Origin of the sequence: Natrinema gelatinilyticum, assembly GCF_024266705.1 — an archaeon.
GTDB lineage: Archaea > Halobacteriota > Halobacteria > Halobacteriales > Natrialbaceae > Natrinema > Natrinema gelatinilyticum.
On the sequence record NZ_CP100758.1, the window covers coordinates 120,628 to 143,820 of the forward strand.

The window sequence follows — 23,193 nt, forward strand, 5'->3', positions numbered from 1 at the left end:
GTGATTCTATCGGGCTACTCCGGTCGGGGTTTACGTCTCCTATAGAATGATGGAAATTGAATGGACAGGAGAACGAGGATTTTACTATTTAGCTTTTGCGTATTCAACCGCCCGATCAGCTAACACTATCATTGAGTCGAACAGCTGAGGTTTGATATTATCTGGAGATAGTGCCAAGGAGATTTCTGTACAGCCGACCACAATCGCATCAACTTCATCAAACTGAGTGACTGCGTCGATCAAAAGAGGCGAACGAGAGATGGTACGTCAGAGAAGTTTTGGCCGGAGTGAGATGGTTGATGAATAGTGAGCAGCGATCGTCGAAAGGACGTTGTTCGCCATCTTTCTGATGAGGACCTTGATCGACTCCTGGCCGAGGCGGACGATCCGAAGGTCGTCCACCGTCTTACCTTCGTGAAGAATCTCTATGAAGGAGATACGCTTGAAGAAGCAGCTAACCGGGTTGGCCATCCGTTCTAGTTTAGTGACTGGCTGAGACGGGGATCGCACCGAAATTACGTCGAGTCTGACCGCAATCATACCGAGGTAGCTGCTGTTCCAGCAAACCAGCTGATGTCCGGTCAACTCTCTCGTCGAAGGCGGCGCACTCACGACCGCGAGTGCGCCGCTGTTCCAGAGCCATCGCTGATAAGACCGGGCGATTCAGCCCGTTTCGTCAGGCGAGTTCGTTACCAGAACTCGCCTGACTCCACCCGTTCACGTAACCTCGGGCGGTGTGGATTTGGATCTCGTGACGACCACAGCAACAGCGAATCAAGATCCGGCAGCTCATAGCCCAGATCAAGCATTAGGTACAATTGGATCAGGTGCGCGTGCCGTTCAACACCGTGTGAACAGCGTCGACGAGGGAGGCGTGACGACGACGACGCGGCGTCGTCGCCGCGTTCTCGCTGTTTTGCGTCGAGTTTTCGGAGTTCGTCAACGATAACCCGGCTCATCAGCAACGAAATTGCCGCCATGATGATCAGCGTCTCAATGATGTAGGCGTCGGTCGTGTTAATCTCGTCCAGCCCGAACCGTGATTTCAGTTCTTTGAACAGTAGCTCGATCCCCCAGCACGCCCGATAGAGCTGTGCGATATCGGGCGCGCTGTAGTCGTTTTTGTCAAGATTCGTCAGGTACAGATGGTACTCGCCGCTGTCATCGTTGCGGACGCCGACCAGTCGAAAGGTTCGGGTCGTGCTGGCGCCCGACCCTCGTTTGCGATCGAACGAGAGGGTGATCCGTACATCGATTTCCTGTCGCTGCAGGTTGTCGAGGACGGCCTACAGCGACCGGCCCTCCAGCGGGATGCTGTTTCCTCGCCATGTACGGAGTTCTTCGACGATCTCGAAGTTCGCGTTTTCTTTGACGCGAGAGACGAACCAGCCGCCATTGGCCTCAATGCGGTCGAACAACCAGAAATCGTAGTAGCCAAGATCGAACAGGATGAGGGCGCCAGCTACCCACTCACCGGTGGGTAGCTGGCTCCGTTCGTGAGTGCTCGCTTCGGTTGTCTGGAATCGCGTCGGATGCCCAGTCGAGAGCGATTCGGTGAGATGGAGTTTCGCCCCGGCTCGGTCGTCATCGAGTGTGTAGACGTCTTTGGCGTCTTGATAGAGCGAGATGATTGTGGCGTCGACGATCAGGACGTCTCGAAATCGTTCGAGACGTCCGGTAAGCTCGGTTTGGCCCGTGTCGAGATTCTCGATGGCGTCATCGAGAATCTCTCTGAGGAGTGCAACGAACCCTGGTTTGAACCAGCCGTGAAAGGTCGCATAGGTGAGTTCATCACAGTCAGCCATCTCGACGTACCGTTCGAGAAACGCCTGAATGGATCGATCCGATCCGGCAGCAAAGCCGAGAGAAAGCGTGTAAAACAACGCGACGACGTCGAATTTTCGCTCTCGCTGAATGAGATTTGTTGCGCGAGCGGGCTCGCGCAACTCATCAGATGGAAACGCTCTTTGAATTCGGTTCACAACTACTGAATCCGGTAGGGTGTACACATTCTCTACCGGATTCTTACATTCCTAGTTACTGCCGATTCTAGTCCGACGTCTCTGGATGCCTTGATGCGCTAAACTAGAACGGATGACTTGTTGTGCCAGTCGTGGAAGGGTTTTTCAACCGCTACTGACAAGCAGGTCATCCGCGTCTCAGCGGACGACCTACGCCCCGATCTTCGTGTCATGCTTCCACTGGACTGAGATATCAACATCAAGAACGGCCAGAGTCTCTCTGTCGGTTAATGTCGTCACTTTCAGCGTTTGAACGGTGCCTCCAGACCACTGGCGTGCTCGCCCGTATGCTTCCCTACCGCTTGTTTGGTTAGAGGTCGACACTGCTCAACGAAGTCAAGGAGATTGACCTCCATGGACAAGAGCCGATTTCCTCAGCTTCATCCTTCTACTCCATGATATCAGACGATTAGATCGAATTCAACACGGCAATTTAAGTAGTATCTTAGTGACTCCTTTTAGGATATAGCAGAAACATATATATTTATACTGGTTGAGCAAGTAGTCGGACTATACCAACGGGAAATCAGTGTAGTCTAGCAGGCTTGATAGTGACTGGTATAAATAATGAATCGCGAATCCGTGGTTAGAAGGAAATAACCTCGCCGAAAAATAGCTATGAACTTAGTTGAAATCCAGGTATTAAGTATGGCTTTTACCTATGAACAGGTGCCATGTTATAGATAATAACCACAATAGTGGATGATTAGGTAATATATCAAATAGATATGCAGAAAACAGAAAAAATTCTTGGTGGGTACGAAGGAAAACTTCTTTGGACAGTATCGGTGGTGACAATGTGTAGTATGGGTGCTAGATTCCTTCTACCTCCACTATTGCCGGTAATTATTTCAGATTTGGCTATTAGCCCATCTACTGCCGGCTTTGGATTAACAATACTCTGGGGTTGTGCAGCTCTGTCCCATTTCCCAGGTGGAAGTATATCTGATGAATTATCGAGAAAAACACTCCTAGTCCCAAGTATCATTATCATGGTATTTGGTGTCGTTATGTTATTACTTGTTAACGATATCTCAACATTCTTTATCGGTGTAATAGCTTTAGGTATCGGATCAGGCCTCTATACCCCCGTTGCGATGGCCCAAATGTCTGATTTATATAAACATCGACGGGGTTTAGCTATGGGCATCAATTCAGCATTTCTGAACCTGGGCGGGCTAGTTGGAAGTATACTAGCATTCGTAGCTCTTAGTTATTTCAAATGGCAAGTCGCCTTCTTTCCGATTGTTGTACTATTGGTAGTGACAAGCATTCTACTTCACGTGTTGAACAATCAGCCATACGTCATTTCAAAGCCGGAGAGAATACACATTAAACCTACTCTATATCGTCTGACTCGGTCTCGGCAACTCCGGTGGACACTTGCGACAGCCATGGTATTTGGCTTTTCCTGGCAGGGCATCCTTAGTTTTTTACCGGCGTACCTGAATGCATCAAAGGAGGTCACTCCGATGTTCAGTAGTGTAACATTTGGGGGGGTCTTTTTACTTGGCATGTTTACCACACCACTGGCAGGCCGATTAGGAGATAGGTGGACATGTCCACACGTTGCTCTAATTTCGACAGTCCTCACTACTATTGGATTAGCAACATTACTTGTGGGCGATTCAATTGCGCTTGTGGTAGTTGGACTTTTAGTTCTTTCAGTTGGTCTTATGACTTTTTGGCCAGTACTAAACTCACACATAATGAATCTCGTTCCCACCGACCAACTCGGGGGGGATTATGGAGCCATAAGAACGGTATTCATCGCAGCAGAGAGCATTGGACCAGCGTTTGTCGGATATACTGTAGACCATTTCGGATACACGGTAAGTTTTTCGGGGATAACTATAGCTTTAACAATTTCTATCTTCTTTGCATATATATTAGTGAATATAAATGGGAGGTACAAATAGGTATAAATACTTGCTTTATAGGTCACAAGATTACGCTTGATTTGGACGGGTTTACGGAGTTAGCCGCCACGGAGAACCCCGAGGCAGTGCGCTGGATTCTACGGGTATCTGACTGGTCGCCGAAGATTGTAGACGGCGCACTTGATAGGGATCCACAGATGGGTTCATAGTCTCAGGAAGCGTCCTCCGGTAGTGTGACGAAAGCTGGAGGAAAGCTGGCGGAGGTGACTGAACTTCACCTCCGGCAGCGGTTGGCTGAAGAAACTGATCCGAAGGCGATCAAGCGCTTGGTTGCGGCGCTCGAATACAAGCAAGGGCTCTCGCCGGCCAAGATCGAGAAGAAATACGGCTGGTCCGAGCAGACGGTCTACAACTGGCTCAACCGGTTCGAGGAGCGCGGCCGTCCAGCCGCGCTCCGAGACAAGCCACGTCTGGGACGAAAACCTTGGCTAGATCCAACACAACGGCGGCAGCTCTTTGCCGCTCTGAACGAACCACCGAGTGAGGCTGGTTACGACGCGCCGGCGATTGACCGAGGCGTTCGTCATCGTACTTGACATCAGGAACGATATCCGTGATGGAGCAACGCTTTGCGAGGCGCTACGTCGTTTCGACGACCCGGTTGATTCACTGGAAGACGGCTATCCCGATTGGCATCCGGCCCCCTACTCGTTCCACGGCATGCTCACCCTCTTTCTCTACCGCGAGACCACTGGCGACAGTTATCGATCACTAACCCGTCATCCCGAACTCGCAGGCGTCTTCGGCTTAGAGCACATTCCCGATGAGTCCGTCTTATCGCGGACGTGGCGCAAGCGCTTCGATCATGGAGACCGGGAGTTCATCACTGCCAGTGCACATTGCCTGGTCAAGGATATTTCGCGCACAGATATGGGGGCATTCGCAACGCACAGCGCTCAGATCCATATATCGTTATATGATTTATCACTAGCCAAGTACCGCTGATTCTGAGCGTAGAAAGCCCGAAACGGCTGAAAATAGCGACTAATCACTTTCAAGTACATACACTTGATTAGTCCAGTAATCAAGTGTGGTTTTATGAGAGTCCGTCCCCTCTATGAATCACGAACAATGAAATGTAGCAGGAAACAACCTCTCGAGGGTGAGCGAGCATGAATTCTGCATCGACGTCAGTCGCTGACCCGCTCAAGGAGTTCCTTCGATCGAAATCGAAGGGCGGCGAAGAGAGCGGGAACTACCGACGCAATCTCGAGCGCTGCGTCGAGGACTTTCTCGAGTGGTTCGAGGAATATCCGCGCTCGGATGGGGCGTTCGACGATCTAGACGAACGGACGTTCCGCCAGTACGCTCGGGAACTCACGAATCGTGACCTTGCGGCAGGGACGGTTCTGACGTACTACGCGAACGTCAGCGCCTACGTTGGTTGGTGTGTTCGCGAAGGCCTCCTCGAAGCGAACTACGCCCAGCGAAACGTCGCGAAGGAACCGCTCCCCGACAACGACGGGCGTCGATCGGGTGATCAGCAGGCCTGGGCCAACGAGCATCGATTGCAGATTACACGGTATGTCGATAAGCGAGCTCACGACGCTGCCGACGAGAAGGGGTTCGACGCCGTTCAGGAGTTTCGCGATCGGGCACTCGTCTACGTCCTCTGCTATTCCGGCGTCCGGGGTGGTGAGATCTTCGCAGATCCGAAGGACGATCGCCGGAATGGCCTCCGATGGGGCGATGTTTCACTCGAAGATCGGAGGATGACTGTCCTTGCGAAAAAGCAGGACTGGTCCGATCGATCACTGACGAAGCAGGCGATAAATCCCATGTCACGATACAGAAAAATTCTCGATCCTGCGGGGGACGACTGGCCTGTTTTCCCGACGTTTCACCTCCCGACACTTTACGAGACACTTCGAACCGGCTTACGGGAGAGCCACGGCTGGTCAGAAACGGAGGTCGAGGAGTACCTCAGCGACCTCACCGGCCAGATGGATGTGTTCGGAGCGCTTCGGGAGTATGAGCTGACGCCACCCTCGATCAATACCGACGGCGCTCGACGGATCATGCGACGCCTCTGTGAGGACGCTGACATCGGGCTCGACGATAAACACGGCTATCTCGCCCCCCACGGTGGCCGTCGCGGTGCCGGCGAAGTACTGGTCCGCCAACGCGGGTTCACTGCGGCTGCTCGCCTTCTCGATAACAGCGAAGAGGTCGTCCGGAAATCGTACTCCCATATCGAAGCAAAAGAGATGGCCAAAGACGCTGGCGATGCGTTCGCAGAGCACGATGCATGATTCACCCTCGCAGAGGATATTTGGCGCTTCGAGAGAGTACAATTATATATTAAAGAAGAGGTCTCAGAAATGATCCTGAGAAAGTAACCTAAGATCTACCTCTTAGCTCTCAAGCGTTGACTGTCCAGAAATTGTGATTATTTTACCTAAGTGATCAGTATTATATTCTTATCTAAATTACTTAGTAAAAATTATAACTAAGATGTATAGTTAACATGCTTCCGACGGTAGAAAATATTCGCGAGTTCTCTCGACCGTACCGAAGTTCGATACTTCTCGAGTATCCTAACCACAACCTGAAGACAGTGACGATCAGAAGTAATCACTCACTGTTAGTCCAGCGAATTAATCAGTAGCCGTATCAATCGCTATTGTAAGGTCGGCAAGTGACTCAACGAAGCGGGTATTGAGTGTCGCTTGGAGTTGTCTCCAGCACTCGTCAACCGAATTTCGCTCTGGCGAGTACGCCGGCAACGTCACGAAGGCGTGAGATCGTCACGGGCCGCCAGATTCGTGATGGCCGACGCCTGGAAAGATGGCGTTCCATCCAGCACGATGATCAGACCATCTTCGAATTTGTTATATAATGCGAAAATGAAATGTTCTGCGTTGATAGCAGCCACGTACTCTTCGAATCGAGAGAAGAGGCAATCACTGTTCTCAGTAATGAGATTTAAGCCATATATAATTTTTTCGAAATAACTATCGTTCGCCCGTCGCTGAACAAGGAACCACTTTGGCTAGTTTAGTCTGTGTGACGCCGTTTTTGTACGCTATTGTCTCTAAGAGCCGTTGTGTCGGCTTCTTTCCGTCCACGTTGTCGAGAGCATCTTGCAGCTCTTCGACTGAAACCTCGTCGATGTGATTCACTGTCTGTTGCAAGACTCTACGAGAAAATAGTTCTAATGGGCACAATAGGACTGTTCAGAAATTAAATCTAGATTGGTGCAAAATATAAATTGGTTTTTATATTATACATTATTAATATGAACTTAAGAACTATAATTTACATATGGTCGTGGTCAGCCGTGGACCGATTATTACCGTCCGACCAGCGCTGATCGTTCTCGAGAGTTAACTACGTAAATTCTGTCGCCCGCTTCTCCTCCGTCGTCAGCCGAGACCGAATGTCAGGAATCGGCGATCCGATTTCCAAACCGAATGGAGGCATCGACGTTCATTTACAACCATACCACTGTAATGCCTCGATTCTGCCCTCGTGTCGACCGGTCGCTCCCCTTCACCTACGGGGAAGTTACAATCGCACAGTTGCAATCCAGGCCGGTGCCCGGATCAAATCTCGGCGCCATGAGTGGGGCGACGCCCGCCGAATCGACCAATGTTGTCTCGGCCGAGCCGTTCGCAAGATACGAACAGAGACTGGTGTATGGGCGAGCCTGACTGGTACGTTCGCCGGCCGGGTCATTTGTATTCGCGTCAGAAACGCACTGTGTCAGTACAGACTCATTTCTACGTTACCACGACGCGTTCCCGAGATACGAACACGGCTGGTTCCAACTGTGCGACCGTCCTCAACCGGAAAGTAGCACTGAGAGCAAGGGAGTCAGATCGACCAAACGTTTACAACGGCCCACAGTTTTCAGGCGTATGGAACACGGGACAGGAACAAGCACGCGAGGAAGGGAACACGTCTACAACGCGCTCGTCAAGGCTGGGATCACGGTACGCGTCGTATTTCCGGGCATCCAAACGCTCCCGGTCGATCGAACGATCGCAGACCGCGACGAGACCGAGTACGTGATGGCGCGACACGAAACCGCAATCCCGCACGCTGCGTGGGGGAACTACGAGTCTGGGGGCGGCATCACCGCCAGGCTGACGGTTCCCGGCCCGGGCGATACCAACGCAGCTCACGGCTTGAAGAGCGCCTTAAACGACGGCGTTCCGATCGTTTACATCTCGGCGACGTCATCAGCAAATCATCGAAACTCGAGGAAGACGTTGGCTTTCGGTGGGGCTCGCCGGACTGGGTCGGGCTCGCGCAAAGTTACGGCTGCCAGGGCCGGCGGGCTCGAACGCGGCCGACCTTCCGGGAGGCTCTCGAGTGGGCGCTCGAGGCGGACATCCCGACCCTGATCGATGCGGCCATCGATCCGGCGTAACCGACGGCGGTCGATATCGACGATTACGAGACCGACGTCGATCCGACCGCATTCTGACGTCCTACGACGCGCGCCGAACCGCTGCTTCGCCGTTCGCGTCGTCGTGTCCGCATACCTGCTGGCAGACCGTTCGTGAGAGCCAAACACTTTTGAGGTGTGGGAGACAATCTCTTTCCATGAGCAAACAGGAGAATCGGATGGTGGACGCGGTCGTTATCTCAAGCAACATCATCTGGACGCTCCAGGAGCAGAACGGTGCCGGCGTCACCGAACTCGCAAACCGTCTCGGGCACTCGAAAAGCACCGTCCACAATCACCTCCAGACGCTCGAGAAGCAGCGTCTCGTGGTGAAAGACGACGGGCAGTATCGCCTGAGCCTGCGATTCCTTGACGTGGCGTCCCACGTCAAGAATCAGTTTCCTAACTACGACATCATCAGAAACGAGGTAGACAGCCTCGCGGAGGAAACCGGCGAGGTCGCCCAGTTCGGGATCGAAGAGCACGGTCGCGTGAGCTATCTGTACAAATCGAGCGGCAGCCGCGGCGTCGAAACCGCCTCAAGCGTCGGCACGCAGCAGGCGATCCACTCAACGTCGCTCGGGAAGTCCATCATGGCCCACATGCCACAAGAGCGGGTCCATGAAATTCTGGATCGACGCGGAATGGCCGCGCGGACCGAGAACACGATCACCGATCGCGAGGAACTGTTCGCGGAACTGGAGGAGATCAAAGAGCGGGGCCACGCGATCGACGACCAGGAGAACGTGGAGGGGCTGTGCTGTATTGCGGCCCCCGTTACCAGCGATCACGGCGATCTCGGCGCGGTCAGCGTCTCCTGGCCCACGAGCCGCATCGGGACCGATGCGTTCATGGAGGAAATGCCCGCCAGGATCATGCGCGCGGCGAACGTGATCGAACTCAACTCCAAGTTCGGCTGACCGTTCCTCCTCAGACGATCTCCCGCCGCTCTTTCTTGGTCCGCCCGCCCCGATACTGCCCCTGCTGTCTCCGATACCGTCTCCGCTCTGACCCCACTCGTGGCATTCCAACGTTCGTAAGATGCGAACAGCATGTGCCAGCGGGATGGGGCGTCACCCGGCCGCCAGCACATGAACGACGCGAACATTTTTGCCCCGGCCGGGCCATCGTTCGGGCATCCCCGACGACCATGATAGACAATCGTTCATCCGTCTACGACGAACTCGGCGTCTCCGAGGCGATCAACGCCGCCGGAACGAAGACGCGCATTGGCGGAACCCGCATCCGTCCGGAGGCCGTGGACGCGATGACCCGGGCGGCGGAGTCGTTCGCACGCATTTCCGACCTGCAGGCTCGTGCGTCCGAAACCATCGCCGACGCGACTGGCGCCGAGGCGGGCTACGTGACGACGGGCGCGTCGGCAGGGTTGACCCTCGCGGCGGCAGCGTGCCTAGCTGGCCACGATTTCTCGGCGATGGCCCGTCTCCCCGACACGGACGAGATCGCCGACGAAATCGTCATCCCGAAGGTCCACCGCAACTCCTACGACCACGCGCTCCGGGCCGCCGGAGCGACCATCGTCGACGTCGGAACGAACGATGGGACGCTGGGGGCGGTGACGACCGACCTCGAGACGTGGGAACTCAAGGAGGCGATCACCGAAGACACAGCCGCGATCGGCTACGTCGCCCGGAACGATCTGCCCCTGGAACCGGTCGTCGAGGTCGCTCACGACCACGGGGTGCCCGTCATCGTCGATGCCGCCGGTCGGCTCCCGCCGAAGTCGAACCTCACCGCGTTCGTCGACGCCGGCGCCGACCTCGTCGCGTTCAGCGGCGGCAAAGCCGTTCGCGGCCCCCAGAGTACTGGCTTCGTCGCCGGTCGGAGCGATCTCGTTTCGTCGATGGCGCTCCAGCACCTCGACATGGACGCCGTCGAGGGGACGTGGGACCCGCCGGCCTCGCTCGTCGACGTCGACAGCCTGCCCGGCGTCCCGCGCCACGGGATTGGCCGGGGGTTCAAGGTCGGGAAAGAGGAACTCGTCGGGTTCGTCCGCGCCCTCGAGTCGTACGTGGACGAGGACGAGGCGGCCTGCCTCAAGGGCTGGGACGACCGCGCACGCTGGATCGGCCGCGCACTGGACGAGGAGACGGCGCTCGAGATCGCGTATCGTAACGAGGGCGATCCGACGGCGGTGACGCGGGTGGCCGTGACGGTCGACGAGGCGACGGTCGGCGGCTCCACGGTCGATCTGGTCGGACGGCTCCGCCGGGAGTCACCGCGCATCTTCGTCGGCGACCACGACGTGACCGCCGGCGTCTTCACCGTCGATCCGCGCGGGCTTACTGACGACGAGGCCGAGTACCTCGTCGAGCGCATCGTCGCGGTAGCTGCCGGCTGAGTCCGAACCCAGAACGGAACGAAACCGACGGAGACGCGCGAATCTCGACCGGGAAAAAGTATAACCCCTCTTCGACGGACGCTACCGTACGGATGAAGATTACTGACATCGACGCCAACGTCGTCCGTATCGGTCGCGAGTTCGGAACGACGTCCGCTATCAAGGAGATCGAGGAGAGCGTCTTCGTGTTGCTTCGACTGACCGCCGACGACGGCTCGACCGGCATCGGCGAGATCTCGGACGTCGAACATCCGGAAACGATGCCTACGACCGACGAGATCGAAGCGGAGGTCGGCGACTTCCTCCTCGGCGAGGACCCCTGCGAGATCAACCGGCTCGCCGACGAGATGTACGAGGCGATCGACTTCGGGGCGTTCGACTTCCACTCCTTCCAGCAACTCGCGCTGGCGGCCGTCGACATGGCGCTGTACGATCTCGTGGGCGATCGGTACGACGTCCCCGCCTACCAGCTGCTCGGCGGACGCACGCGGGACGTCCCGCTGTGCTGGGTCGTCTTCACGCGCCAGGAACCCGACGCGGCGGAGGCGCTCCGCGAGGAAATCCGGACCCGCGTCGGCCAGGGATTCTCGGCGTTCAAACTGAAGGTTGGCGAGGTCGATCCGGCCGTCGACGCCGAGCGGATCCGGACCGTCCGCGAGATCGCTGGCGAGGACGCGCAGGTGTTCGTCGACGCGCAGGGCGTCTGGGAACTCGAGGAGGCGATCGAGACCATCGAACGGTTCGAGGAGGTGGGAATCGATGGCGTCGAAACGCCCGTCGGTCACCCGGACTCCGACGTTGAAACGCGGGGCTACTACTACGATATCCCGCTCGTCCCGTCGGAACTGGCGACAGTGCAGGAGACCGTCGACACGCCGGTCTTCGAACACGTGCTCGATCCGCAGTTCGGCATCGACCTCGCGGCAGCAGACGCCGTCGACGTGTTCACTGTCGAGGTCTGTTCGGGCGGGATCACCCGCGCCGATCGGATCCTGGACGTCGCCGAGGCCGCCGGCATCGACGCGCGCCTGGGGAGCACGGTCGAACTCGGGCCGGGGACGATCGCGGCCGGCTCACTCGGCGCCGCCTCGACCGCTGTCACCTACCCGTGCGACCTCATCGGGCCGCAAGTGTATGACGAGTCGATCCTCGAGTCGGGCCTGGAGTACCGGGACGGGACCCTGCGCCCCTCCGAGGCGCCCGGCTTCGGCCTCGCGCTCGAGGACGGTCTGTTCGAGTAAGTCGCATCGATTCGCGGTCGAATCGAGGTTCGTAACCCGCGTCGCCGGGCCGACGGAATCGAGGTGCCGGTCCGAGGGGGCGGGCAAGCGAGACTTTTTGTAGCACCTGGTCGTCTGCTACCGCGTATGCAGATCACCGGACTAGAGACGGTTCCAGTCGAGGTACCCGTCAAGCGGCACGGCGAACCGTACGGCATCGCTCCCTACGTCGGCGGCAACCGGATCCGGAGTTTGCCGGATTCGCTCACGTTCGAGGAGGCCCTCAAGGCGAACGACGAGGCGACCGAGGCCGGGAAGAAGCTGCTCGTGAAGCTTGAAACCGACGAGGGGATCGACGGCTGGGGCGAGGTCAAGGTACCGACAATGCGGGCCGGCCAGGTACTGATCGAGGAACTCGTCGAACCGGCGGTCGTCGGACGGGACGTGACGGAGGTCGAGGCGCTCGTCGATGAGTTCGGCTCGTTCTCGACGATGTACTACACCGACGTGACGTCCTACATCGGCGCGGTCGAGATGGCCATGTGGGACGCCCACGGCAAGCACCTCGGCAAGCCGGTCCACGAACTCGTTGGGGGGAAGTGCCGCGACAGCGTCGAGATTGCGTACTGTCTCGGCTTGCTCACGCCCGAGGAGTCCCGCGAGTACGCGCGGTTCGCCCGCGACGAGGGGTTCTCGGTCCTCAAGACGAAGGCCAGTCGCTACTGGCGGGCCGACGTCGACCGGATCCAAGCCATGCACGACGAGGTCGACGGCGAACTCGAGTTCCGGGTCGACCCGAACCAGCTCTGGAGCTTCGAGGACGCCGTCCGCTTCGGCGCGGCCCTCGAAGACCGGGGCATCTACCTCCAGTACATGGAACAGCCCATCCGCGTTGACAGCTTCGGGAGCATGAAGAACCTCCGGAACCGGCTCCGGACGCCGATCGCGATCAACGAGGACGCGTACTTCCAGCGCAACCTCACCCAGGCGACCTCGATGGACGCGATCGACGCGGCCGTCGTCGACCTTGTGCCCGCCCGGGGGATCCTCGGGATGAAACGGCTTGCGGGCATCGCCTCCGAGTTCGGCATCTCGCTGGCCCACCACACGAACTTCGACCTCGGGATCAAGAATGCCGCGAAGCTCCACACCGTCGCGACGACGCCGGCGTTCAACATGGCCATTGACTCCGTCTACTACGCCTACGAGGACCACATCCTGGAGAACCCACTCGAGATCGAGGACGGACGCATGACGGTTCCGGACGAACCTGGCCTAGCCGCGGTCGACGAGGCGAAAATCGAGGAATATCGCATCGATTAAGCCGAATCCCATCAACCGCCGCGTTCGGCGACCGCGACTAGCCGGGTTGCCGGATCCAGTCGGTCCGACGACATCTTTTCCGTGGGAAAACTATTATATAACCGTCTCATTATACCTATCCGAGCATGAGTCACAAGAGGCTAAAGCAGCATCTCCGAGACGTGTCGTTCACTACCACTGCACCGTTCAGCGAGGACGGAAGCGACGTTCTCTACGAGGAGGCCGCCCGCAATACGGAAGCCGTCCTCGATGCCGGCGGGCGATCGTTCATCCCCTGCGGAAACACCGGCGAGTACTACTCGCTGACCGACGAGGAACGGCTTCGCCTCGTTGAGACGACCGTCGACGTCGTCGGGGACGACGGCGCGGTCATCGCAGGCATTGGCGGGAGCACCAAGGAGGCGATCGAACAGACGCAGACCTACGAGGAAGTCGGTGTGGACGGCGTGATGGTTCACGATCCCGATCACACCTATGTCCACAGTCAGGGGATCGTCGAGTACTACGAGCGACTCGCCGACGCGACCGAGATCGGGATCGTGATGTACAAGCGCGGGCCGGCGCTCTCGCTGCCGGCCGTCTCGGAGCTCTCGACAAACGACAACGTCGTCGGGCTGAAGTTCGCCGTCAACGACGTCGCGGCCTTCTCGAAAATGGTCCGCGAGGTCCCCGGCGACATCGTCTTCTCGACGGGGATCGCCGAACGGTTCGCGCCGGCGTTCGCGCTGGAAGGCGCCGAGGGGTTCACCACCGGTATCGGTTCATTCGCTCCGGATGTCAGTCTCGCGCTGCAGGAGGCTCTCGAGGCCGAAGATTGGGAGCGCGCGCTCGAAATCCGCGATCTAACGCGGCCGTACGAGGACCTCCGGGAGGAACCCGGCGCGAACAACGAGTTCGAGGCGGCGAACAACGTGCCGGCGATCAAACACGGCCTTGAACTCGCGGGACTGTACGGGGGCCCGGTGCGCGAACCGCTCGTCGAACTCTCCGAGGAGGACAAACGGCGCGCTGAGACCTACTACGAGCAACTGGCCGAGGCCGAGTTCGCGGCACCGACGCAGACGTAACCGATCGAACGCGACGCGCGACGAGAGACGGGTTCGGGTAGCGCGAGCGCCGATCGCCGAGGTATGGTACCTGATCACGTACGTTTATTACCCCGGTCGCGAAATCTCGAAACACATGCGAGAGATAGCAACCGATAACGCACCGACGAGTATCGGCCCATATTCGCAGGCGATCGAGGCCAACGGATTCCTGTTCGTCTCCGGCCAAGGCGCCGCCGAGCCCGAGACCCGCGAGATCGTCAGCGACGACATCACGGAACAGGCCGAACAGGTCTTCGAGAACATCACGGCCATCCTTAACGCAGCCGGGGCCTCAACCGACGACGTCGTCAAGGCCACGGTCTTTCTGACGGACATAGACAACTACGAGGCGGTCAACGAGGTCTACGCCGAGTACATGAACGAGCCCTTCCCCGCGCGAAGCGCCGTGCAGGTCAGCGACTTGCCGATCGACATCGGCGTCGAGATCGAAGTGATTGCGGTCGCACCCGAGGAATAGTCGTTACCCACTCCACCGGGCGGTTCACCGGTTGTGTTCGTACATCGCCAAGAGCAGCGACTCAAGTTCGTCGCCGAGACGCTCGTAGATCTCCTCGCCCTTCTCGGCCGTGGCGAGGCCCGGATCGCCGATCGCCCCCGTTTCCGAGTACTCGGCGAACGACCGGTAGACCGAGAGTGGGCCCCCCTCGAAGAGGTCCTTGCGGCGGAGGTCGTAGGGGTCGTCTAGGTACCGCGCCTCGGCCCGGTCCAGGTCGACGAGGTCTGGTCGAAGGTACAACATCATCGACGTCTCGAACTCGCCGCCGTGGGCCATCCCCCCGAGGTCGCTCTCGCGGATTTCGTCGATAAAGGACCCGGCGAGCTGGAAGTAGGTCAGACCGAGCACCTGGGCGTCCGGGAACCGCTGTCCGATTTCGGTGACGGCGGTCCCGATGACGGACATGTTGCCGCCGTGTCCGTTGAGGAATAGGACAGCGTCGAATCCGTTATCGCGGATGGAGTCGGCGATGTCGCCCAGCATCGACAGCAGCGTCTCAACCGAGAGCGTGATGGTGCCGCCGAAGTCCATGTGGTGGGGCGAGAGGCCGGTCCAGATGGGCGGCGTCACCAGGATCGGGACCTCCTCGGCGACGCACTCGGCCCCCAAGTGGGCCGCCGCGTCGGCGAGGATCGTATCCGTGGACACCGGGAGATGGTTGCCGTGCTGTTCGATACTGCCCACGGGGACGACGGCGACGGAGCCGTCTTCCTCGCCGATAGATCGGATCTCGGGTGCGGTCCGTGCGGCCCACGCGGGGGAGTCACCGGTCGCTTCGTCGAAAGCCATGCCGAGAGGATTTGCAACGACGGATAAAAACGTTCTGAACGGCAGATGATAGGTTGCCGAGCTATTATAACGGATCGAAGCGAGGATGGTGTCATGAAGGTGTTAGTCACCGGTGGCAACGGAATGGTCGGGACCGCGATCATCGACAATCTGGGAGATCAGGAAGAGTACAAGTTTCGCCCCCTGGACATTGAGTCTCATCCAGACGGCGACCGGGACACGGTCGTCGCCAGCGTAGAGAACTACGACGAAATTCGACCCGCATTCGACGGCGTCGACGCCGTGATCCACCTCGCCGTCTACGCACCGGGGATCATCGACGAGAACTGGGAACGAATCCGGTCCGTCAACATCGAGGGGACACGAAACGTCCTGCGCGCGGCCCAGGACGCCGAAGTTGAACGAGTAATCTTCGCCTCAACCAACCATGTGGTCGGGATGTACGAGGAGGAGTACGCGCCGGACCTGTACGAACTGGACCACGACCTGTTGCTCGATCACACATCGTCGGACCGGCCCGACTCATCCTATGGGGTTTCGAAACTCTTCGGCGAAAACGACGGTCGATTCTTTGTCGAGAACATGGAGTACCCCCGGAGGTTCTACGCAATCCGCATCTGTAGTCTGCGGGAGCCGGCGTTCGATCACCCGTACGGCGACGCCGAGAAGGCCGTCGAGAACGGCGAGTTCGAGCGCGGCAGCGACGAGTACGAGGAGACCGTTCGGCGCATGAAGGCGATGTGGTTATCGCGGCGCGACTGTGCGCACCTAGTCAACTGCATCCTCCAAGACGAGGATACCGAGTACGCGATCTTCTCGGGAGTCAGTGACAACGATCGCCGCTGGTTTGACATTGAACACGCGCGCAACCTCGTCGGGTACGCTCCCCGGGACAACGGCGAGTCGTGGAACGCGCCGCCCGAGTGATTGACGGGCGATCCCGACCGCCGGCGGGACAATCCTTTTGTCACCCTCCGCCGTCTACCCGCGCATGGCCGCACTGTGGAGCTATCCGTGGACCCTGTCCGAAGAGGGACTCGAGGCGGCGTGGTCGACGCTTTCTGATGTCGGCGTCGATGCGATCAATCTCGCCAGTCATTATCACTCCGTCCGATCGATGCAACCGCGGTTTCCCGATCGACTATTCGAGTCCTACCCCGGTGGCTGTTACTTCGATCCCGCTGCGGACGATCGATTTGACGGGACACTGATCGATCCGCTCCCCAACGCGGTCCCACCGTTCGACGATCCGCTCGCGGAGATCGTCGAGAGCGCCGACGCGGCCGATATCGACGTGAACGGCTGGGTCGTCCTCTTTCACAACTCCCGTCTCGGTGCGACCTATCCCGAGTACAGGGCCGAGAGCGCCTTCGGCGATCCGCAGGATCATGCGTTCTGTCCGTCGCATCCGGAAGTCCGCGAGTATTTCGCCGCGGTTGTCGGCGCTGTCGCCGACCGGGGCGTCGCCGAGATACAGCTCGAGAAGGCGGGCTATCCAACGGTATTTCACGGACACGGTTGGGAGTTCGGGCACGACAAACGGCAGGTGCTCACGAGTCGGACGGAGGAATTACTTCTCTCGCAATGTTTCTGCGACGGATGTCGGGCGGCGGCTCAATCGAGGGGCGTTGACCTCGACGGCGCGCGGAGGACGGTTCGCGAACTCTTGGAGACGTCGTTCGACCGCCCGCACCTCGATGCGCCGGGACTGGACGCTCTCGTGACCGAGTATCCGGCGGTCCAGGAACTGATCGACTTCCGGGCAAGCGTCGTTGCGGACCTTTTCGAACGGCTGTCGGCGGCGGCAGGCACGACGCCGCTCAACTACTACGTGATGGACGGGGGCGGCCTCAACGGCGACGATGTCTGGCCGGCGGGGATTCGCCTCAGCGGCCTCGTCGACCACGTCGATCGCGTGACCGCGCTCTGTTACGTTCGCAGTCCCGACGCCGCCCGCGATCGAATCGACGGGATCGACCGGCTGTTCGAAGGGCCGGTCGACGCTGGCATCACGCTCGATCACGAGATTAACCGGAACGAGGCCGAACTTCAACGCCTGATCAAGGCCGTCGGGAGGGCAACCGACGGCCAAATCCACGTCTATCACTACTCTCTTGCGACCGATGTCCAACTTGCCTGGCTCCGGTCGGTACTGTAGGTCGGGGGCGTGCCTCGGACGGATGCAACAACTTCGCCATTTTAGCTCCGACGGAAATAACGAATTCCGATGCCTTTCGGATGGCACTCAGGCCTGACTGGGGGAAAGAATTAAGTGATACAACGATAGTTCCTCTACAGGGTAGATATGGGGTACCCAGTCACACAGTAACATACGTGCCCCAGCATCAAATCACTCGACGGAAACCCGAGAAAAATCATGGCTGATGATCTTCACGAACGATTGATGAGTCGACGAACGCAACTGAAAGCACTCGGCGGCGGCCTCACGGCCGGGCTCGCCGGCTGTCTCGGCGGCAGCGGCGACGGTGGTGGCGTCGACGAACCCATCGAAGTCCTGACCTGGAACCTCGGCTTCCTGGAGGAGTCTATTAACGGATGGATCTCGGACTACGAGGACGAGTACGGCTACACGGGCGAGTGGGTCGACCGGCCCGCCGACGATTTCGCGACGTACTTCCAGACCCAGGTCCAGTCCGGCGACCCGCCAGCCACGCTGGACTCGCAAGGTGCCGTCTACGTCCGGTGGGCGAATGACGAGATCCTCCAACCGATGGATGATTTGGTAGACGACGAGCTTATGAATCGGTTCGACGAATCCCAGATCGAACAGGACAAGGTCGACGATACGATCTATCGGCTCCCGTTTTACCACGTGAGTACCGGTACCGTCTACCGGAAGCAGTGGTTCGAGGATGCGGGACTCGCGGATGATCTCCCGACAACGACAGAGGAGTACTTCTCCGCGGCCGAGACGATCGCGAACGACACCGACGCCGAGTGGGGGATGACGCTCGTTCGTTTCGACTACGCCCTGTGGCCTTTCTTCTGGGCGGAGGACATCAATATCCTCAACGAGGACAACACGGAGGCCGTTTTCAACACGGATCGGACCGTCGAAATTCTGTCGCGGTTCCGCGAACTCACGGACGACGGAGTCATTCCCGAGCTCACCTGGACGCAGCGCAAACAGCCCCAGGCCCAAGAGTTCGGTAGCGGAAACACGGGTATGTACCACATGTGGCTCTCGTCGGTTCGACTGGTCGAGAACGCGGGAGACTGGGTCGACGGCGACACCATGGGCTTCATGCCGGCGCCGGGTGGCATGCCCGCCTACAACGGGCACGGCTGGAGCATTACGTCGGTCAAGAACGAAGCTACAACGCAAGCAAGCCTGGACATGATCCGGGTTATCCTTAACCAGAAGTGGCAAGAGGACTTCCTGCGGAAAACGACGGTGCTCGTCGGGAACAACGACGCCATGGAGAACCTAGCGAACAGCGATGAGTTCCGCGAGGAGAACCCGCTGCTGGCCGGCGTCTACGACACCTGGTTCGAATCGGCCGATGGTGCCGTCGCACAACCGCGAATAAACGAGACGGCAGAGATCTGGGATACGATCAACAGCCAGTTTGCGGCGGCCGCGGTCGGCGAGACCGATCCCGAACAGGCGGTCTCGGACGCCGAGCAGGAAGTGAACTCGATCCTCAGCTGAGGCGTCGACAGTGGAAATTGGTTCGATTATAATCATTTAATGAGAAGATTTAAGCGAACGGCAAAAACAATATTCTTGTAACCGATCTATGTCGATCAAGAGCCTCCCGGATGAACTATGGGAACGGTCCCCCATCACTCTCTCGCGGAAGGGACGCCGGTCATTGATCGCGTGGGCGGGGCTCATCCCCGCACTAGCGATCCTCATCATCTACCGGCTCATTCCCCTCCTTTGGAACGTCGCACTGTCGTTCGAGAACATGCGGTACACGGGTGAAACGACTTGGGTTGGAGCCGAGAACTACCAACGGATGCTTGAGGATCCCGTGTTTATGGATGCGCTGTTCAATACGATCCTCTTTCTGTTGTCGGTGCCGATCGCGGTAACGATCGCGCTCGGGCTCGCTCTGTTACTCAATAAGAATTTTCCGGGAAGCAACGCGTTCAGATCCATGTTCTTCCTGCCGTACATCACGATGATGGTCGCTATCGCCGTCATCTGGTCGTACATGTTCAAGACCCAGGGCGGGGTGATCAACTATATGTTACTGGAGGCAGGCCTCATCGAGGAGAACATTGGGTGGCTCAGCGACTCTTGGTGGGCGCGCGCCTCGATCATTATAGTGCACGTCTGGAAGACGACTGGGTTCTATCTCATCATCATCCTCGCGGGATTGCAGAACATCTCCCCGCAAATCTACGAGGTTTCCCGTATCGACGGCGCATCGAAACGCCAGCGATTCATGTACATCACGTTACCCCTGCTCAAACCGACGCTTGGCGTCTGTGCCCTCGTCGGACTCGTCACTTCGTTCGAACTGTTCGACCTTGTGCAGGTGCTGACCGGCGGCGGTCCCGCCAGGAGCACCGAAATCCTGATTACTTGGATTTACAAGCAAGCGTTCGAATTCGGCAACTTCGGCTACTCGGCCGCACTCACCATCGTCCTGTTCGTGATCATGGCCGGGTTTTCACTGCTCGGTGCCTACCTGCAGGGAGGGGATTACATATAAATGAGTAAAATAAACGAATCCGTCAACCGGAGCGACATCAGAACCGTGTTCAAAAAGGCCGCGATCCACCGGGCGGGAGATCGATCAGAGTTCGTTCGGCGACTGCCGTACTTCGTTACCGGACTCGTGTTGAGCCTCGCCTTCTTCTTTCCGTTCTACTGGCTGCTGAAGGTGGCCGTCATGTGGCCGGCCGGCTCGCTGTACTCGGGCGATCCGTCGCTCGCGCTCGACCGGTTCGAACTGTACAACTTCGTTCGGGTCTACTACGAGATTCCCTTCCCGCGGTACCTGTTCAACAGCGTCATCATCACGACGCTGGCTGTCGTGGGCAGTCTCGTGACGAATTCCCTCGCGGCGTATTCACTCACAAAGGACTTCTACGGGAAGAAGCTAGTGCTCGCTTTCCTGATCTCGGCACTCATGATCCCGTACTACGTGACGGTGATACCTGCATTCCTGGTGACGAACCGGCTCGGCTTGCTGAACACTCACTTGGGTGTCGCCCTCCCGTTCATGACGTTCATCATCGGTACGTTCATCTTGAAGAACAGTTTCGAGGCGGTCCCCGACTCGATGATTGAGGCGGCCCGGCTGGATGGGGCCTCGGAACTGTACATCCTATTTGGCGTGCTATGGCCCCTCGCCAAACCGGCGCTGGCGACGAACGTCATCCTGTCGTTCATCTACGCTTGGAACGCGTACCTGTGGCCGCTCGTCGTTATCAATGACAGGATGATGCAACCCCTGCCGCTCGCGCTCGCATCGTTCTCCACCAGGTTCGACGGGAACTTCACGCTCCAGTACGCCTTCGCCATCATGGTACTCATCCCCCTCGTGATCATGTTCCTCCTGCTGCAGCGCCAGTTCATCAGGAGCGTCGTGCAAAGCAGCGTCAAGGAGTGATACCATGAAGGAGGCACTCTACAACACACTCCGACAGATCGCATTGCTATTCGAAGCAGTGACCGTCCGCCGATTGCTCTTCAACCGGTTTGTCCTGGTGATCGTCCTGACTCTGGCTCTCACGGGGGCGGTCCAGGGATACGCAGCGATGAACAGCGACGGGACCATCCAAGGGCAGGTCGTCAACGAGAACGGAGAACCCATCGCCGGAGCGGAGGTATCGATCCAGCAGTTGGGCATTCGAAACCAGTACGAGGGGAACAGCACGACGACAGACGAGAACGGACGCTTCGAATTCACCGGACAGGAGAATCTCCTGGAGTTCCGCATCCGGGTCACGACTGAGGACGCCGCGACCGTCGAGCGACACCACCTATACTTCCGCGGTCAGAACAGGGAGATCAACTTCGTTCTGCAGACCGAGGAGTAACCCTCTACCGGGGTATCGGGCACCGTCCGAACGGTTCGCCGGTCGACCAGGTCCGTCCGGGACGGTCTCACATGCGTCGCGGATACTCGGGCGGGTCGTCCTTCGATCGGCGTCCCGGACAGTCGGCAGTCGACAGTCGTCGCGAAGCACCTAACGGGACGGGAAATCGCGTCGTCATCGCGAACCGCGGAACGTGAGGACACCGGTCGGGGGGACGCGAGGTACTGGTTGGTCGAGACGCAGTATCGACCGTCGGAGCGCAGTTCTCGGACCGCTCAGTGCGGTTCTTCGAATGCGTCGATCGCCGCCTTGACGCTGACGACTGCCGCCTCGACCCGCTGTTCGAAGGGACCGTGCATTCCGGTCTCGGTCGTAAACGCGAAGCCGTACTTCTCGGCTGCCAGATCGACGGCGTTGAGCCCTTCACCGGATCGCGGCGGCGACGTCACGTTCGGGTCGACGCAATATGCGCCGGTCCCGGATCGACTGTAGAACCGATCGCTCGAGTCACGCGACCGGTCCTCGTCCGCCGTTCGCCCGACGACATCCAACTTGTCGCCGAATATGTCCTCGTCCGTCGTGAGCGGGACGCCGATATCGCGGACCGCGTCGACGATGCGCGCGCCGATCCGTTCTTCCTCGTCGAAGTCGACCCCGGAGCGCGTCGGCCGTAACGAAACGTGATACCGTTTGCCCTGTTCCGAATTCTCGTGGAGGTCGATCACAAGCCCCGGCTCAACACGCTCCAGAAGCGATCGAACGGACCGGGTTTCGACGGGTGCCCAGTCGCGATCAAAAAACCGGTTGAGGTGAAGGAGTTCGCCGTCGGGGCTTACGACGAGCGTGTACGCGCGACCAAACTCCCCCGTTTCCTCGACGGCGGCGTGACCGGCCGGCGTAATGATTCGCCGACCGCGAAACAGCTCTAGAACAGATGGGCGCTCATGCTGGAATTCCTTCAACCGCGTCAATAGCCTGAGACAGGATGGCAACTCCTCGGTCGGCCGCGTTGTGGCGAATCCGGTATCACCGATCAGCGCCAGAATCAACTCGTCGTCGTCGTAAACGATCTCGCCCCGATCCTCGAGGATCTCGTCGACAGCGGCGAACGATTCGATCGAAACGGACGCATCGAGGGCCGTTTCCAGCGCGGACGCGTATCCGTTCAGGCCGATCGGATCCCGTGAAGGGACGACGTACACCGCGTGGTCTGTCTCGAGTCGATCGACGCACTCGACGGCGGCGCGAACGCCCGCGTGTTCCGTCGCGTGGGAACCCGCTGTGATGACGATCGTGGGTGTTTCGTCGCCGCCGGTTCTCGCAGCGACGATCGGGTCGCCGTTCGGCGCGATTCCGAGGTCCTGGTACTCGACCTGTAACTGGTCGAGGTGATTGAGAAGGTCTGAGTAAGTACTGTAGCTGTGCATTGCGAGTCGTCTAGCTCTACCGAGACTCGTAATAAAAGGATTGTCGAACCTGTCAGCGAGTTATGATTTTTCTTCGGTTCGCGTCGATCACCGCC

General features: G+C 58.5%; 19 protein-coding genes and 3 pseudogenes. 18 read left to right on the top strand and 4 right to left on the bottom strand.

The annotated features are described in order from the left end of the window. Window positions 1-306 precede the first annotated feature (306 nt). Window positions 307-468 (top strand): annotated as a pseudogene (locus NJU76_RS26265) (IS630 family transposase); the annotation flags it as partial. A gap of 221 nt (window positions 469-689) precedes the next feature. Here NJU76_RS26265 and NJU76_RS26270 read toward each other — a convergent pair. Further along, window positions 690-2,009: pseudogene (locus NJU76_RS26270) on the bottom strand (IS4 family transposase). A gap of 740 nt (window positions 2,010-2,749) precedes the next feature. Here NJU76_RS26270 and NJU76_RS26280 point away from each other — a divergent pair. The 4 genes from NJU76_RS26280 (at window position 2,750) to NJU76_RS26295 (ending at window position 6,213) form a co-directional block, all read left to right on the top strand. Continuing rightward, window positions 2,750-3,940 (top strand): MFS transporter, encoded by a 1,191-nt coding sequence (locus NJU76_RS26280; RefSeq protein WP_254533981.1) that lies wholly within the window; start codon window positions 2,750-2,752, stop codon window positions 3,938-3,940. Window positions 3,941-4,164: 224 nt separating this feature from the next. Continuing rightward, window positions 4,165-4,497 (top strand): helix-turn-helix domain-containing protein, encoded by a 333-nt coding sequence (locus NJU76_RS26285; RefSeq protein WP_254533982.1) that lies wholly within the window; start codon window positions 4,165-4,167, stop codon window positions 4,495-4,497. Beyond that, complete coding sequence (locus tag NJU76_RS26290; RefSeq protein ID WP_254533983.1) at window positions 4,469-4,906, top strand: hypothetical protein; 438 nt, start codon at window positions 4,469-4,471, stop codon at window positions 4,904-4,906. Before NJU76_RS26285 ends, NJU76_RS26290 begins: the two co-directional genes overlap by 29 nt. Before the next feature lie 167 nt (window positions 4,907-5,073). After that, window positions 5,074-6,213 carry a tyrosine-type recombinase/integrase gene (locus tag NJU76_RS26295; RefSeq protein ID WP_254533984.1) on the top strand — a complete coding sequence of 380 codons (1,140 nt, stop codon included), beginning with the start codon at window positions 5,074-5,076 and terminating at the stop codon, window positions 6,211-6,213. A 345-nt stretch (window positions 6,214-6,558) separates the two neighbouring features. Here the strand turns inward: NJU76_RS26295 and NJU76_RS27305 are convergent. Further along, a pseudogene (locus tag NJU76_RS27305) lies at window positions 6,559-6,890 on the bottom strand (transposase); the annotation flags it as partial. A 931-nt stretch (window positions 6,891-7,821) separates the two neighbouring features. On the opposite strand from NJU76_RS27305, the gene NJU76_RS26305 reads away from it, so the two are divergent. The 7 genes from NJU76_RS26305 to NJU76_RS26335 all read left to right on the top strand — a co-directional run bounded on the left by NJU76_RS26305 (window position 7,822) and on the right by NJU76_RS26335 (window position 14,825). Then, window positions 7,822-8,310, top strand: a complete 489-nt coding sequence (locus NJU76_RS26305; RefSeq protein WP_254533985.1) for a thiamine pyrophosphate-binding protein — start codon at window positions 7,822-7,824, stop codon at window positions 8,308-8,310. Between the two features lie 202 nt (window positions 8,311-8,512). Then, window positions 8,513-9,274, top strand: coding sequence for an IclR family transcriptional regulator (locus NJU76_RS26310; protein WP_254533986.1), 762 nt, complete (start codon window positions 8,513-8,515; stop codon window positions 9,272-9,274). Between the two features lie 230 nt (window positions 9,275-9,504). Next, window positions 9,505-10,716 carry an aminotransferase class V-fold PLP-dependent enzyme gene (locus NJU76_RS26315; protein ID WP_254533987.1) on the top strand — a complete coding sequence of 404 codons (1,212 nt, stop codon included), beginning with the start codon at window positions 9,505-9,507 and terminating at the stop codon, window positions 10,714-10,716. Window positions 10,717-10,808: 92 nt separating this feature from the next. Beyond that, window positions 10,809-11,957 (top strand): mandelate racemase/muconate lactonizing enzyme family protein, encoded by a 1,149-nt coding sequence (locus NJU76_RS26320; RefSeq protein ID WP_254533988.1) that lies wholly within the window; start codon window positions 10,809-10,811, stop codon window positions 11,955-11,957. A gap of 126 nt (window positions 11,958-12,083) precedes the next feature. Then, window positions 12,084-13,259, top strand: a complete 1,176-nt coding sequence (locus tag NJU76_RS26325; protein ID WP_254533989.1) for a mandelate racemase/muconate lactonizing enzyme family protein — start codon at window positions 12,084-12,086, stop codon at window positions 13,257-13,259. A 125-nt stretch (window positions 13,260-13,384) separates the two neighbouring features. Further along, window positions 13,385-14,326: a dihydrodipicolinate synthase family protein gene (locus NJU76_RS26330; RefSeq protein WP_254533990.1), complete on the top strand. Its 942-nt coding sequence runs from the start codon at window positions 13,385-13,387 to the stop codon at window positions 14,324-14,326. Between the two features lie 115 nt (window positions 14,327-14,441). After that, on the top strand, window positions 14,442-14,825 hold the full coding sequence (locus NJU76_RS26335; RefSeq protein WP_254533991.1) for a Rid family detoxifying hydrolase: 384 nt from the start codon (window positions 14,442-14,444) through the stop codon (window positions 14,823-14,825). A gap of 24 nt (window positions 14,826-14,849) precedes the next feature. On the opposite strand, the gene NJU76_RS26340 is transcribed toward NJU76_RS26335, so the two are convergent. Continuing rightward, window positions 14,850-15,653 (bottom strand): creatininase family protein, encoded by an 804-nt coding sequence (locus tag NJU76_RS26340; RefSeq protein ID WP_254533992.1) that lies wholly within the window; start codon window positions 15,651-15,653, stop codon window positions 14,850-14,852. A gap of 93 nt (window positions 15,654-15,746) precedes the next feature. Between NJU76_RS26340 and NJU76_RS26345 the strand changes: the two genes are divergently transcribed. The 6 genes from NJU76_RS26345 (at window position 15,747) to NJU76_RS26370 (ending at window position 21,671) form a co-directional block, all read left to right on the top strand. After that, window positions 15,747-16,580: an NAD-dependent epimerase/dehydratase family protein gene (locus tag NJU76_RS26345; RefSeq protein WP_254533993.1), complete on the top strand. Its 834-nt coding sequence runs from the start codon at window positions 15,747-15,749 to the stop codon at window positions 16,578-16,580. A 64-nt stretch (window positions 16,581-16,644) separates the two neighbouring features. Next, complete coding sequence (locus NJU76_RS26350; RefSeq protein ID WP_254533994.1) at window positions 16,645-17,811, top strand: hypothetical protein; 1,167 nt, start codon at window positions 16,645-16,647, stop codon at window positions 17,809-17,811. A 246-nt stretch (window positions 17,812-18,057) separates the two neighbouring features. Further along, the gene (locus NJU76_RS26355) at window positions 18,058-19,326 is read left to right on the top strand and encodes an extracellular solute-binding protein (protein WP_254533995.1); all 1,269 of its coding nucleotides are present in this window, start codon (window positions 18,058-18,060) and stop codon (window positions 19,324-19,326) included. Between the two features lie 88 nt (window positions 19,327-19,414). Continuing rightward, complete coding sequence (locus tag NJU76_RS26360) at window positions 19,415-20,338, top strand: carbohydrate ABC transporter permease (protein WP_254533996.1); 924 nt, start codon at window positions 19,415-19,417, stop codon at window positions 20,336-20,338. Beyond that, complete coding sequence (locus tag NJU76_RS26365) at window positions 20,339-21,241, top strand: carbohydrate ABC transporter permease (protein ID WP_254533997.1); 903 nt, start codon at window positions 20,339-20,341, stop codon at window positions 21,239-21,241. It abuts the gene before it with no gap. A gap of 4 nt (window positions 21,242-21,245) precedes the next feature. After that, window positions 21,246-21,671, top strand: coding sequence for a carboxypeptidase-like regulatory domain-containing protein (locus NJU76_RS26370; protein ID WP_254533998.1), 426 nt, complete (start codon window positions 21,246-21,248; stop codon window positions 21,669-21,671). Window positions 21,672-21,946: 275 nt separating this feature from the next. Here NJU76_RS26370 and NJU76_RS26375 read toward each other — a convergent pair whose 3' ends face one another. Beyond that, window positions 21,947-23,098, bottom strand: a complete 1,152-nt coding sequence (locus tag NJU76_RS26375; protein ID WP_254533999.1) for a M14 family metallopeptidase — start codon at window positions 23,096-23,098, stop codon at window positions 21,947-21,949. Window positions 23,099-23,193: the final 95 nt, after the last annotated feature.